Raw genomic sequence first — 13,925 nt, forward strand, 5'->3', positions numbered from 1 at the left:
TGCCGCGCGAACACCCTTCTGCAGCGGACACTCCCTCCGGGGACTGGCAGAATCGCCAAAGTGACCTTGCTGCGTTTCCGGCAACCTGGGGAAGGGGCGCTGCGTCCGAATGAGTTGGCACAGGCCGCGGTTATGGGGGCCCTCTGCGCGGCGATCGAGATCCTCGCCGCGGTAATCCCATTCGCTCAGGGGCTGGGCGTGCTGGGAACCGTCCCCATGGGATTGCTGGCCTACCGCTACCGTCCCCGGGCCCTGATGGCCGCGACGGTAGCCGGCGGGGTGATCGCCTTTTTGATCGCCGGACTGGGCAGCCTGTTCATGCTCGTCGACTGCGCCTGGGTCGGCGGATTGTGCGGAATCGTCAAACGCAAGGGCCGGGGCACGCCGACGGTCGCCTTGTTGTCGCTGATCGCCGGAGTCCTCTGGGGCGCCGGGTGGGTCGCGGTGCTGGCGGTGCTGACGCGGCTGCGGCAGCTGTTCTTCGACGTCATCACCGCCAATGCCAACGGGGTCGCGGCATTCCTGAATTGGGTACACCTGCAGGGCGTGGGCGACGCGCTGAAGCGATACGTCGCCGGCGGGATACACCATTGGCCGCTACTGATTTTCCCGTACATGGTCTTGTTGGTCGTCATCGTTTCGTTCATCAGCTGGTCGGCGCTGTCTCGCCTCTTGGAGCGGATGCGCAAGATCCCCGACGTGCACAAGCTGGACGTTTCCGAGGACGCGCAGGCCGGCGGCGCTCCGGTCGGGCCGGTCCCCGTGCGGCTGGACAACGTGTCGTTCCGGTATCCCGGCGCCGATCGAGACGCGCTGCGCGAGGTCAGCCTCGATGTCCGGCCCGGCGAACACATCGCCGTGACCGGGGCCAACGGCTCGGGCAAGACCACGTTGATGCTGATGCTGGCCGGCCGCGAGCCGACGTCGGGAACCATCGACCGCCCGGGCGCGGTGGGGCTGGGCGAAATGGGCGGTACCGCAATTGTCTTGCAGCACCCCAAGAGTCAAGTCCTGGGCACGCGCGTCGCCGACGACGTGGTGTGGGGGTTGCCGGCGGGGGCGCAGATCGATGTCGGCGAGTTGCTGCGCGAGGTCGGGCTCGAGGGACTCGCCGAACGCGACACCGGAAGCCTGTCCGGGGGAGAGCTGCAGCGTCTTGCGCTCGCGGCGGCGCTGGCGCGGGATCCGGCACTCCTCATCGCCGACGAGGTCACCACGATGGTCGACCAGCAGGGGCGAGACGCGTTGCTGGGCGTGCTCTCTGGTCTCGCGAAACGCCACCAGAGCGCGTTGGTGCACATCACCCATTACGACAACGAGGCCGCGTCCGCCGACCGCATCATCAGGCTCAGCGACTCGCCGGACAACACCGTCAACGTCGAAACGCCGAGCACGCCCGCGCAGACGGCTCAGGTCACACCGCGCTCGCACACGCCGGTGCTCGAGCTTGTCGACGTCAGCCACGAATACGCCAGCGGCACACCGTGGGCCAAGGTCGCCCTGCGCGATATCAGCTTCGTGGTGGAGCAGGGCGACGGGGTGTTGATCCACGGCGGCAACGGGTCGGGGAAATCGACCTTGGCGTGGATCATGGCCGGGTTGACGACTCCGACCGGCGGCACCTGCCTGATCGACGGCGAGCCCACCCACGAGCACGTCGGGGAGGTCGCGCTCTCGTTCCAGTCCGCGCGGTTGCAGCTGATGCGCGACCACGTCGACGCCGAAGTCGCCTCCGCAGCAGGCTTTTCGCATCTCGACCAGGACCGGGTGGCCGAGGCGCTGATGTCGGTCGGTCTGGACCCGGCGATGGGCAAGCGGCGCATCGACCAGCTCAGCGGCGGCCAGATGCGCCGCGTCGTGCTGGCCGGGCTGCTGGCCCGGTCCCCGCGGGCGCTGGTCCTCGACGAACCACTGGCAGGATTGGACGTCGGCAGTCAGCGCGGCCTGCTGCGGCTGCTGGAGAATCTGCGCAGGGAACGAGGTCTGACGGTAGTGGTCATCTCCCACGACATCGTCGGGCTGGAGGAGCTTTGCCCGCGATCCCTGTATCTGCGCAACGGGTCGTTGGAGACGGCATCGACGGCGGCGGGGGGAATGCCGTGACCGCGCCCGCGGACGCGAAGGCGGGAAGGACGCGGCGTACTCCCCGTCCGGTTGTCCTGCTGGTCCCGGTGCCGGGAACGTCGAAGATCCATCAACTGTGGGCCGGCACCAAACTGTTGGTGGTGCTGGGCGTTTCGATATTGCTGACCTTCTACCCGGGATGGGCGACCGTCGGGCTGATGCTGGTGTTGCTGATCACGGCGGCCCGGCTCGCGCACATTCCCCGCGGCGCGCTGCCCTCGCCGCGGCGCTGGATTTGGATTGCCCTCGCGGTGGGCGGCATCACCGCCGCGCTCGGTGCCGGCAGCCCTGTGGTCTCGATCGCCGGCGTCCACATCGGGCTGGGCGGGACGTTGCACTTCGTGCGGGTCACCGGGCTGTCGATCGTGTTGATCGGGCTGGGGGCGATGCTGTCCTGGACCACCAACGTCGCCGAAATGGGGCCGGCGCTAGCCGCTTTGGGCCGCCCCCTGCGCTGGTTGCGGATCCCGAGCGACGAATGGGCGGTTGCCCTGGCGCTCGCGCTGCGTGCCTTCCCGATGTTGATCGAAGAATTCCAGGTGCTCTACGCCGCGCGGCGCCTGCGTCCCAACCAGACACCGCGCAGCCGCCGGGCCCGCCGTCGCCAGCAGGCCCGGGACATGATCGACTTGCTCACGGCGGCAATCGTTGTGACGTTACGGCGCGCCGACGAAATGGGCGATGCCATCACCGCCCGAGGCGGTACCGGTCAGCTGTCGGCCGCCCCCGCGCGGCCGAAATTTGCGGACTGGGTGACCCTGGCCATCACCGCGGCCGCCGGGGCCACCGGGGTGGTCATCGACTCGATGCTCCAGCTTCACTAGGCGGGAAGCCGGTGCGCACCTTCGACGATCCGGGCACCTGGACCGAGCCCGGGGCGCACCACTCGGCGGCCACCGGGCTCGGAGGAAAGCCGTACGCCTCCCGCCGCCCACACCAGGCACGCCCGCGGCCCTCCCGCGGGCCGCGGCTGCTTGGCCGGCGCTGATTGCCGAACCGGAAACAGGAGGCGCAATTGGCAGCCACGTCGGTCGGCCTGAAGGAGCAGATGCTGCGGCGGCGCCCGGTGGTGGGCGCGCATGTCGCGCCCGGCGCCGCGGAGGGCCTCAAGCGCGGCATCGGCACCTTTCAGCTGACCATGTTCGGGGTGGGCTCGACGATCGGCACCGGCATCTTTTTCGTCATGTCCGTGGCCGTGCCGGAGGCCGGGCCGGGAGTCATCGTCTCCTTCCTTCTCGCGGGCCTCGCCGCCGGCCTCGCGGCCGTGTGTTACGCCGAATTGGCGTCGGCGGTGCCGGTTTCGGGTTCGTCGTACTCGTACGCGTACACCACGCTCGGGGAGGTGGTGGCGGTCGGTGTGGCCGCGTGCCTGCTGCTGGAATACGGGGTGGCTACCGCCGCGGTCGCGGTCAACTGGAGCGGCTACCTCAACAGGTTGTTGAGCAATGTGGTGGGATTTCAACTGCCACATGCCCTGTCGGCCGCGCCGTGGGATACGCAACCGGGCTATTTGAACGTGCCGGCGATAATGCTGATCGGGATGTGCGCGTTGCTGCTCATCCGCGGCGCCAGCGAATCGGCGAAGGTCAACGCGATCATGGTGATGATCAAGCTCGGCGTGCTCGTCGTATTCATGGTCGTCGCCTTTACCGCGTTCGACGCGCACCATCTGCAGGACTTCGCGCCGTTCGGCGTCGCGGGCATCGGGTCGGCCGCGGGCACCATCTTCTTCTCCTACATCGGTCTCGACGCCGTGTCCACCGCGGGCGACGAGGTGAACAACCCGCAAAAAACCATGCCGCGCGCGTTGATCGCCGCGCTGCTGACCGTCACCGGCGTCTACGTCTTCGTTGCGGTGGCCGCGCTGGGCGCGCAGCCCTGGCAAGCCTTCGCCGATCAGCAGGAGGCCGGGCTGGCAACGATTCTCGAGAACGTCACGCACGGCAGCTGGGCCAGCTCGATCCTCGCTGCGGGCGCGGTCATTTCGATCTTCAGCGTCACGCTGGTCACCATGTACGGCCTGACGCGCATCCTGTTCGCGATGGGGCGTGACGGGCTGCTGCCGGCAAGGTTCGCGACGGTGAACCCGCGCACCATGACCCCGGTGAACAACACGGTGATCGTCGCGCTGGCGGCCTCGATGTTGGCCGCCTTCGTTCCGCTGCAAAAACTCGCGGACATGGTGTCGATCGGCACGCTGACCGCGTTCGTCGTGGTTTCTGTTGGGGTGATCGTCTTACGGGTGCGCGAGCCCGACTTGCCGCGGGGTTTCAAGGTCCCGGGTTACCCTGTCACGCCGGCCCTTTCGGTGGCGGCCTGCGGGTACATCCTCGCCAGCTTGCACTGGTACACCTGGATCGCGTTCGGCGGCTGGGTCTTGCTGGCGTTGGTTTTCTATTTCGTCTGGGGCCGCCACCACAGCGCGCTCAACGACGACACGGTCGGCGAGGCGTCGAGCGGCTCGCAATGATCAGGCGCTCACTGGCGCGCCGCGGCGGCGTTGGCCGCCGCCTGAGCCCGCTGTAACGTCGACGCGACGTCGCCGCGGCCCAAGAACATTTCGTCGAAATACGGCTGCAGGGCGTCATTGCCGGCGGCAAACCCGGCGCCCCCGGGGGCCGCGATGCGCGGCCCGTTCAGCACCGTGAAGAAGGGCGTGACATCGACGCCTCGGGCGGCCCAGTAGTGAAAGTAGACCGGCTGGGCCGACGACACCGCGGGGATCGCCGCACCGTAGCGGCCCAGATATTCGTTGCCCTGTCTGCTGCCCATCCAGGCCAGCACCTGGCGCACCGCGTCGGGATGCCGTGATGCCGCATTGCCCGCCGCCGCAATGCCGTTGGTGACGCTGACGCGGCCCACCGGGCCCGACGGCATCAGCGCCACACCCCAATGGAAGCGGGCGTCGCGGGCCACCGGGGCCAAGTTGTAGGTACCCGACTGGAACAGCGCCATCCGGCCGGCCAGGAATTGGTTGCGGGAAAAGTCGCCGTTGTCATTGGTGTCGGCGGCGGGAGGCGCGACGTGGTCGCGGTTGATCAGGTCAACCAGATACTGAAAGGCGGTCACGGCCCCCGGATTGTCGAATGCAAACTCGTCGCCGCGCTGAAACACGCCGCCGGCCGACCCGATGTAGTTCAGGTAGATCCCCTGGGGGTCATTGGCGGCGTTGTATGCCCACTGCCGCACCCGCCCGGCGTCGAACCCCTTGGTATCCCCGCGGTTTCCGTCGGCGTCCACGGTGAGCCGGGCGAGCATGGGCCGCAGCGTGTCGTCTCCGTCGGGGCTCCACCGCAAGATGCTCAGCCGGGCGGGGTCGATGCCGGCGGCGCCCAGCAGATCGGCGTTGTAGTACAACGCGATCCCGGCGTCGGTCAGCTGCGGCACGCCCCAAAGCGTGCCGTTGCGGGTGAACTGCCCGACGACCGGTTGCTCCCAGTCCGACGCGGCGGTGGGTCCCAGCGCCGCACCGATATCCAGCAGCCGGCCGCTGTCGGCGTAAGCCGCGAGGTAGGCGTTGGACAGCCAGAAGATGTCGTCGGCGCTGCCGCCGGCCACGTCGGTGCGCAGGGTGTTGAAGTAGGTCGAGTACGCCACCAAGTTGACGTGCACTTCGATGTCGGGATGGGCGCGGCTGAACTCCTGGAACGATTGCCGATAGGCCGTGGCGATCTGATCGTCCCAAATGCGCACCGTCACAATGGTCTTGCCGCCATGAGGCTGAGCGGAGTAATCCAGCAGCACCGCCATGGCCGCCAACAGCACCGCGACCACCCCAACCGCCGCGGCGACCAGCGTGGAAAACCGGGGCCGGGTCACTTGAGCCCCGAGACGACGATCGACGCGACGATGTGGCGCTGAAAGGCCACGAACAGTGCGACGAGCGGGGCGATGGCGATGGTGGTGGCCGCCATCACCAAGGTCCATTGTGAGTTGAACCGCGACTGCAGGTCGGCGGTTGCGACGGTGAGCACCCGCCACTTGTGCCCGCTGGTGATCACCAACGGCCACATGAAGTTGTTCCACTGCGAGACCACGGTGATCAGCGTCAGCGCGGCCAGGACTGGCCGGCTGGACGGGATCACCACGTGCACGATTACGTCCAGGGTATTGGCGCCGTCCAGGCGGGCGGCGTTGACCAAGTCATTCGGAACCATGCGAAAGTGCTCGCGCAGCAGGAAGATCGCGTAGGGCGAGCCGAACATGAACGGCAGCACCAGCGCCCAGAACGTGTTGCGCAGACCGAGCTGGGCCATCATGAGATACATCGGCACGATCGTGACGGTTGCCGGCACCATCAGCGTCGCGATGTACACCCAGAACAGCGCGTCGCGCCCGGGAAACTGCAAGCGCGCGAACGCGTATCCGGCCAGCACGGAAAAGGTCAACTGGCCCACCAGAATCACCGCCGTCATCAACGCGGTGACCGCCGCCGCGCGGCCGAACCCGGCCCCGGCCAGGTTGGTGAAATTTTCGAGCGTGGGTGGTCGCGGCAGCCGCAGCGGCGTGCTCGTGACGAATTGGTGCGCCGAGGTGAACGCGGTCATCAGCCCAAGCGCGAACGGCGCCAACGTGATCAACCCACCCAGCGTCAGCCCGGCATAGATGAGCGCGTTGGCCATGGTCGACGGTCCGACGCGCCCCCGCAAGCGGGAGGTACCCCCGCCTCGAGCCCGCATCGTTGTCGAACGGCGGCTAGGTGAGGTCATAGCTGATCCGCCGCCGGAAGTAGAGGTGCTGAAGCAGCGTGACGCCGATCAGGATCACGAACAGCACCACCGCCATGACCGATGCCCGGCCGATCGCGGCCGAACCGAAGGCCTCGGCGTAGATGCGGTGGGCCACCAGGTCGGTGCTGCCCGCCGGCCCACCGCCGGTCAGGGCGTACACCATGTCGAAAACCTGTGCGGTGCTGACGATCCCGGTCACCAGCACAAAGAAGGTCGTTGGCCGCAGCATGGGCATGGTGATGCGCCAGAACCGCTGCCACGCGTTGGCGCCGTCGGTGCGCGCGGCGGCGTGAACCTCGTCGGGGATGGCCAGCAGGCCCGCCAGGAACGACAGCGAGACGTATCCGACGTTGGTCCACACCACGACGGCCGACACGAGCGGCAGCGCAAAGCTGGGATCGGAGAGCCATTCGATGCTGTGTCCCAATACCGTGCTCACGGCCCCGTCGGTGGGAGCCAGGATCCACCGCCACAACACCGCGATCGCCAGCGGGGCGCAAATCCATGGCAGCACAAACACGGTGCGAAACAGGCCGGTGCCACGAAGCTGGCGGGCCAGCATCGACGCGGCCAGCAACCCCAACGCCGTCTGCGCCGGCACCACGATCGCCACGAAGATCGCCGTGACGATCAGCGAATTGCCGAACGCGCCGTCGGTCAGCACCGACCGCCAATTGGACAGGCCTACAAAGCGCAGCGGTCCCAGCAGATCCCACCGGCACAGGCTCAGCCAGATCACCACCAGGATGGGCAACAGCAGAAAGGCGAGGACGCCGAACAAGCTCGGCGCCAGCAGCGCATAGCCCAACGCGGTCGATCGAGGACGAATCCTGCGTTCGGCGCTGGCCATGGGGTAATTAAAGCGGGCGCTGCCGCGGTGTGGGGTGAGCGGCCGTTACGGTGGAGCCGTGACACCGAACCGGGGGATCGATGCCGACTTCCTCGACCTGCCGCGCCACGAACTGGCCGACGCCGCGCTTTCGGCCGCCACCGCAGCCGGGGCCACGTACGCCGACCTGCGGGTTCATCGCATCACCACCGAGATCGTCCAGCTGCGCGACGGCGCGCTGGAGACCTCGGTGATCAACCGCGAGGTCGGCTTGGCGGTCCGAGTGATCGTGGACGGCACCTGGGGATTCGCCTCGCACGCGGAGTTGGTGCCGTCGGTCGCCGCCGAAACCGCCAGGCGCGCGGTGCACGTCGCCACCACGCTGGCGGCGCTGAGCACCGAGCGCGTCGAACTGGCGCCCGAACCCGTCTACGCCGACGCGACCTGGGTGTCGAACTACCGCATCGACCCGTTCGACGTCTCCACCACCGACAAGATCTCCGTGCTGGAGGAGTACTCGGGGCGGCTGCTCAGCGCCGACGGCATCGATCACGTGTCGGCGGTGCTGACCGCCGTCAAGGAACAGACGTTCTACGCCGACACCTTCGGATCCTCGATCACCCAACAGCGCGTCCGGATCCAGCCCACCTTGGAGGCGGTGACCGTCGACCCCGCGGCGGGCAGTTTCGACTCCATGCGCACGCTGATCCCGCCGATGGGCCGGGGCTGGGAGGTCCTGGCCGGCGACGAGGTCTGGAACTGGACCGACGAGCTGGCGCAGCTGCCGGCGCTGCTGGCCGAGAAGGTCAAGGCGCCCACCGTCGTTCCGGGGCGCACCGACCTGGTGATCGACCCGAGCAACCTGTGGTTGACGATCCACGAATCCATCGGGCACGCAACCGAATACGATCGTGCAATCGGCTACGAGGCCGCCTACGCGGGAACGTCGTTCGCCACGCCGGACAAATTGGGCACCATGCGGTACGGGTCGCCGGTGATGAACGTGACCGCGGACCGGACGGACGAATTCGGTTTGGCCACCATCGGTTACGACGACGAGGGAGTGGCCGCGCAGAGCTGGGATCTGGTGCGTGACGGGATCTTCACCGGCTATCAGCTGGACCGGGTGTTCGCCCAGCGCCTGGGGCAGCCGCGCTCCAACGGCTGCTCGTACGCCGACTCGCCGCACCACGTGCCGATCCAACGCATGGCCAACGTATCGCTGCAGCCCGCCCCCGAGGACATCAGCACCGATGACTTGATCGGCCGGGTCGAGGACGGCATCTACATCGTGGGCGACAAATCATGGTCAATCGACATGCAGCGCTACAACTTTCAGTTCACGGGCCAGCGGTTCTTCCGGATTCGCGACGGCCACCTCGATGGCCAGTTGCGCGACGTCGCCTATCAAGCCACGACTACCGACTTCTGGAATTCGATGGAGGCCGTGGGTGGTCCGTCCACCTGGCGACTGGGTGGGGCGTTCAACTGCGGCAAGGCCCAACCCGGGCAGATCGCGGCGGTCAGCCACGGGTGTCCCTCGGCGCTCTTCCGCGGCGTGAACGTGCTCAACACCCGGACCGAGGGTGGGCGATGATCACCGCGCAGCACGTCGTCAACATCGTGCTCGACGAGGCGGCCAAGCTTGGCGGCGCCGACGAGACCATGGTGTTGGTCAGCGACAAGGTCGAGGCGACCCTGCGGTGGGCGGGCAATTCGATGACCACCAACGGGGTTTCGGTGAGCCGCAGCGTGTCGGTGATCTCCGTGGTGCGCCGGGGTGCCAGCGCGCGCATCGGCACGGTGGTGTCCGCCGAGGCGGATCCGCGGGTGCTTCCCGGACTGGTGGCGGCCTCGCAGGAGGCCGCCGGCTCGGCGCCGGAGGCCGGCGATGCCGCACCGCTGCTCGTCGACAGCGGGGTGCCCGCCGACTGGGACGCGCCGGTGCCGGGCACAGGGCCACTGGTCTTCGCCGATGTGGCCGACTCCTTGGGCCGCGGCTTTCGGGGCGCGGATCGGCTCTACGGCTTTGCACACCATAGTGTTTCGACGACGTTCCTGGCGTCGTCGACCGGGTTGCGCCGGCGTTTCAGCCAGCCCACCGGTGCGGTGGAGATCAACGCCAAACGCGGTGACGCCAGCGCGTGGGCGGGTGTCGGGACGCCCGACTTCGTCGATGTGCCAATCGATTCGCTGCTCGAGCAGCTGTCCACCAGGCTGGGCTGGGCGCAGCGCAGCGTCGAGCTGCCAGCGGGGCGCTACGAGACGATCATGCCGCCGTCGACGGTGGCCGACATGATGATCTACATGGCGTGGTCGATGGCCGGCCGCGGTGCGCAGGAGGGTCGGACCGCGTTCTCGGCGCCCGGTGGGGGAACCCGGGTGGGGGAGCGGCTCACCGACCTGCCGATCACGCTGTTCTCCGATCCGATGGCGCCCGGCCTTGCCTGCACGCCCTTCGTCGCGGCGAGCAGCTCCTCGGAGACGCTGTCGGTGTTCGACAACGGCATGGAGATCGGCCAGGTGGACTGGATCCGCGACGGGGTGATCAACGCGTTGGCCTACCCGCGGGCCACGGCCGACAAATACGACGCCCCGGTCGCGGTCGCCGCCGACAACCTGGTGATGACCGGGGGCACGGCCACTCAAGACGACATGATCGCGGCCACCGAGCGTGGCCTGCTGTTGACCACACTGTGGTACATCCGGGTCGTCGACCCCACCACACTGTTGTTCACCGGGCTCACCCGCGACGGCGTCTACCTGATCGAAGACGGACGCGTGACCGCGGCCGTCAACAATTTCCGGTTCAACGAAAGCCCGTTGGACCTGCTGCGACGGGCCACCGAGGCCGGCGCGAGCGAGAAGACCCTGCCGCGCGAATGGGGGGATTGGGCGACCCGCGCCGCGATGCCGTCGCTGCGGATTCCGGACTTCCACATGTCCTCGGTGAGCCAGGCCCAATAGATTCATTGCCGCCGGGCACGGCGCGCTCTAGCGTGTGACGAATGGCGGCCCCGGTTTCGGTTCGAGAAGACCAGCTCACGCGCCTGGTTGCGCTGTTTCCCGGGGCGCCCGGCGATGCGCGCATCGCGGCGTTGATCCGGCGGGTGTGCGCGCAGACGGTGTCGCTGCCGCCGCTGCCCGCGGCCGTCGAGGTGGGCGACCCGGAATCGGATGCCGAGGTCGCCGTCGTCGAATTCGCCGAACAATTCAGCGCCGACGTCTCGTCGATCACCGCCGAGCAACGATCCCGATTGTGGAAGCACCTCGGGGACCGCACTTTTGGGGTGGTCGTGCAGATGTACATCGCCGACTTCGTCCCCCGGGTGCGGGCCGGGCTGGAAGCGCTCGGCGTCGGCTCGCAGTATCTGGGCTGGGTGGCCGGACCGGTCAGATGGGATCACACCAGCGTCCCGTCGGATCTGGTGTTCAACGACTTTTTAATCGCCGTGGCGCGAATGCGCGCGCTGGACCCGGTGACCTCGGAACTGGTGCGGCTGCGGGGCGCGGCGCAACACAATTGCCGGCTGTGCAATTCGCTACGCGAGGGCGGCGCGCTCGACGCCGGCGGTTCGGAAACGCTCTACGAGGAGATCGAGCGCTTCGAATCGTCGAGTTTGCTCGACGACCGCGCAAAAGCTGCGCTGCGCTATGCGGATGCGTTAATTTGGACCCCTGCGCACCTCGCCGCCGACGATGCCGCCGAGGTGCGCTCCCGCTTCTCCGAGGCGGAATCCGTCGAGCTCACGTTCGACGTCATGCGTAATGCCAGCAATAAGGTGGCCGTGTCGCTGGGCGCCGACGCCCCGCGCGTCGAAAGCGGCACTGAGCGGTATCTGATCGACGCCGACGGGCAAACAGTATTTAGCTGACGGTGGCGGGTGCGAACCCGGTAGCCGCCCGCCATCCGGCGTTTGCCGCTGGGCCACGACGCCCGGCAGTAGGGGCCCGCAACGTTTGCGCAGCGGCGCCGCGAGCGGGTGAGCGATGTGCCCGTCCGGGGGCGAGGGCACGAAATGTTAACCATTCGTACATCGACGCGCAAGCGTGCGTTTTCGCTGTGTGAGGGGGTCATTCGCTAACTTAAGCCCCGTCGCCGACACTGAAATGACCACCGAGACGTGACGGTAGCGAAATGGCAGCGTGGCCCCCGCCGGGTAGGCCATGGGATGTACGTCATCAGCCGCCGTGCCGATGGATTTCCCGGTTCGTTGTGCAGCATTCGTAGCTTGGGTTTGCGTCGGAGCCAATTGTGTTCTGCGCGCAGAGGGAGGTTCGAACATGACAAGCAGCCGTACGCGCTCGCGCACGCGGGTGACATCGGTCTGGGCTGCCGGCCTCGCGCTGGGCGCCTCGATGCTCGGCGGCGCGGTGCTGTCAGCACCCCTGGCTTCGGCGACATGCGATTTGAGCCCCGCGGATGACCAGTACATCAACCTGCTGGCGCAGAACAACATGGTGCACACCGCCGAGTACAGCGATTGTCATGAGGCCGCCGAGGGCCGTTGGTTCGCCAATCAGGTGAAGAGCTCAGCCGATCCGTTCGCCAGGGCCAAGGATCTGGTGACGATGGTGACTAACACGACGCCGCTGAAGGCCGACAAGGCCGAGTGGGAGGTCGAGTCGGCGATCTATGTGTACGCGCCGGAAGTGATCCCGAAGATCAAGGATCAGGCCGCGAAACAAAACTGGCCGACCGAGTCCTAAACCCGCGCTTCGCGCTACGAATAACCAACGGCTGCAACGACTTTAGCTATCTGCGCTGGTGTGTTGACCTTGTCAGGTAATCGAATAGCGAGATATTGAGCAGCTGACGACGATGCCGGAAGCCGTCGTGCTGGTTGAGAGCTCGTCGATCCCATGATCGGGGCTATCGCTCGAATGGCTTTCTCGCGCCGCTCTTTTCAATCGTCTTTGTTCACCCATTGTTGGTAATGCCGCCGTTTGTCGTGCGCTCTGTCCGTGTACCCATGTGTGTGCGATAGGTGGATCAGCAAATTTCTACGCGAAGGAGTTCGAAAGATGACCGTCAGACGTACACGCTCGCGCGGGCAGATGCTGGCGTTGGGGGCTGCCGGCGCCGTGGTGGCGACGTCGATGCTGGGGGAAGCGCTGCTGTCAGCGCCGCAGGCAGCGGCCGCCTGCAACATGACCCCGAAGGACGACCAGTACATCAACCTGCTTGCTCAGAACAAGTTGATCCACTCCGCCGAGTTCAACGACTGCAACATGACCGCCGAGGGCCGTTGGTTCGCCGACCAGGTGCGCAGCGCTGACAATCCGTTGGCCGCCGGGAAGCGACTCGTGAACATGGTGACCAACACGACCCCCCTGAAGCCCGATCAGGCCGAGTGGGAGGTCGAGTCCGCGATCTTCGTCTACGCGCCGGAAATGATTCCCGCGATCAAGGGACAGGCCGCGCAAGGGCCGTCTCCAGCCTGAGGCTCTGGTCGATGGGCGCCGCCGGGACGCGGCGCCCATCGCTCTGTGACTTGTGATGCGGGCGTGCGCCGCCCGACGGATACTGGCTTCGGTCTTCGACTACGGTTTCCTACGGAACTACCCCGTCGGGGCGGTAGCTCAGTTGGTTAGAGCCGCGGACTCATAATCCGTTGGTCGCGGGTTCGAGCCCCGCCCGCCCCACCAAGTCTTTGTATGACGTCGGTTGATGCTTGTCGTTTCGCCTTCGGGTGATGCACGGTGTTTCGGCTGATGCTCGACAGCTACTTCGGCTGATCCTTGACATTCCGAAGGCCAGTCGAGCGCGGTATCAGTTGCACTGGCGGTGTCGCAGCCCCCAAGAAGGATGATCTCCTTCCCGACAAGAAGTCCGACGTATACCGGCCGAGGGAGGACATCGCCTAGCCCCAGTGCGGCGGCACCTCGCTACCCGGACAAGCCGCGTAGCGGCAGTTGACGTCCCGCACCCGCCTGCCGGTGACTTTGCCGTCGTTGTCGTAGCTGTATTCGACCGTGGCCTCGGCTGGGCGTCGGCAGTGCGGGCAGGCTTCCATTTCGGTTTTGAAGCGCGCCATCATGTCCTCCTGGTCGCAATGCTATTGAAGCGCGCCCCCGACCGAGCGCCGCGAGCGTAACGGCACTGCGAAAAATTAGCCTGACTTTCGCAGTGGCGTTACGCTCGCGGCCCTCAAGATCAAGGCACTGAAGTGAATTACGGCGCGATCTCGGGTGGAATAGGGGCGGAGGGGAACCAGCGACGGTAGCGTCAGAGCTGGTCG

Annotated in this window: 12 protein-coding genes, 1 tRNA gene and 1 pseudogene; 10 read left to right on the plus strand and 4 right to left on the minus strand. The window is 67.0% G+C overall.

Translation table 11 applies throughout. The features are described 5' to 3' along the window. Positions 1-60 precede the first annotated feature (60 nt). The 4 genes and pseudogenes from AC0KS4_RS07975 to AC0KS4_RS07990 all read left to right on the plus strand — a co-directional run bounded on the left by AC0KS4_RS07975 (position 61) and on the right by AC0KS4_RS07990 (position 4,594). Complete coding sequence (locus tag AC0KS4_RS07975; RefSeq protein ID WP_238957751.1) at positions 61-2,103, plus strand: ABC transporter ATP-binding protein; 2,043 nt, start codon at positions 61-63, stop codon at positions 2,101-2,103. After that, positions 2,100-2,948 (plus strand): CbiQ family ECF transporter T component, encoded by an 849-nt coding sequence (locus AC0KS4_RS07980; protein WP_238957752.1) that lies wholly within the window; start codon positions 2,100-2,102, stop codon positions 2,946-2,948. Before AC0KS4_RS07975 ends, AC0KS4_RS07980 begins: the two co-directional genes overlap by 4 nt. Positions 2,949-2,953: 5 nt before the next feature. Then, positions 2,954-3,043: pseudogene (locus AC0KS4_RS07985) on the plus strand (hypothetical protein); the annotation flags it as partial. Positions 3,044-3,172: 129 nt separating this feature from the next. Next, entirely contained in the window at positions 3,173-4,594 is a 1,422-nt protein-coding gene (locus tag AC0KS4_RS07990) for an amino acid permease (protein WP_374109729.1), read from the plus strand. A gap of 8 nt (positions 4,595-4,602) precedes the next feature. On the opposite strand, the gene AC0KS4_RS07995 is transcribed toward AC0KS4_RS07990, so the two are convergent. The 3 genes from AC0KS4_RS07995 to AC0KS4_RS08005 form a co-directional block, all read right to left on the minus strand. Further along, on the minus strand, positions 4,603-5,943 hold the full coding sequence (locus AC0KS4_RS07995; RefSeq protein WP_238957753.1) for an extracellular solute-binding protein: 1,341 nt from the start codon (positions 5,941-5,943) through the stop codon (positions 4,603-4,605). After that, entirely contained in the window at positions 5,940-6,746 is an 807-nt protein-coding gene (locus AC0KS4_RS08000) for a carbohydrate ABC transporter permease (RefSeq protein WP_425326377.1), read from the minus strand. Before AC0KS4_RS08000 ends, AC0KS4_RS07995 begins: the two co-directional genes overlap by 4 nt. Before the next feature lie 73 nt (positions 6,747-6,819). Then, complete coding sequence (locus AC0KS4_RS08005) at positions 6,820-7,704, minus strand: carbohydrate ABC transporter permease (RefSeq protein ID WP_225330313.1); 885 nt, start codon at positions 7,702-7,704, stop codon at positions 6,820-6,822. Between the two features lie 58 nt (positions 7,705-7,762). On the opposite strand from AC0KS4_RS08005, the gene AC0KS4_RS08010 reads away from it, so the two are divergent. The 6 genes from AC0KS4_RS08010 (at position 7,763) to AC0KS4_RS08035 (ending at position 13,332) form a co-directional block, all read left to right on the plus strand. Further along, complete coding sequence (locus tag AC0KS4_RS08010; RefSeq protein WP_225330314.1) at positions 7,763-9,280, plus strand: TldD/PmbA family protein; 1,518 nt, start codon at positions 7,763-7,765, stop codon at positions 9,278-9,280. After that, a complete protein-coding gene (locus AC0KS4_RS08015; RefSeq protein ID WP_225330315.1) occupies positions 9,277-10,650 on the plus strand; it encodes a TldD/PmbA family protein in 1,374 nt (457 codons plus the stop codon). Before AC0KS4_RS08010 ends, AC0KS4_RS08015 begins: the two co-directional genes overlap by 4 nt. A gap of 41 nt (positions 10,651-10,691) precedes the next feature. Then, positions 10,692-11,558, plus strand: a complete 867-nt coding sequence (locus tag AC0KS4_RS08020; protein ID WP_225330316.1) for a carboxymuconolactone decarboxylase family protein — start codon at positions 10,692-10,694, stop codon at positions 11,556-11,558. A gap of 409 nt (positions 11,559-11,967) precedes the next feature. After that, on the plus strand, positions 11,968-12,393 hold the full coding sequence (locus tag AC0KS4_RS08025) for a hypothetical protein (RefSeq protein WP_225330317.1): 426 nt from the start codon (positions 11,968-11,970) through the stop codon (positions 12,391-12,393). A gap of 315 nt (positions 12,394-12,708) precedes the next feature. Then, on the plus strand, positions 12,709-13,128 hold the full coding sequence (locus tag AC0KS4_RS08030) for a hypothetical protein (protein WP_225330318.1): 420 nt from the start codon (positions 12,709-12,711) through the stop codon (positions 13,126-13,128). 127 nt (positions 13,129-13,255) lie between these two features. Beyond that, a tRNA-Ile gene (locus AC0KS4_RS08035) sits at positions 13,256-13,332 on the plus strand. 215 nt (positions 13,333-13,547) lie between these two features. Here AC0KS4_RS08035 and AC0KS4_RS08040 read toward each other — a convergent pair. Next, entirely contained in the window at positions 13,548-13,721 is a 174-nt protein-coding gene (locus AC0KS4_RS08040) for a 5'-phosphate oxidase (RefSeq protein ID WP_238957754.1), read from the minus strand. Between the last annotated feature and the right edge of the window lie 204 nt (positions 13,722-13,925).

This window comes from Mycobacterium sp. NTMscope_MAC_12, assembly GCF_976985675.1.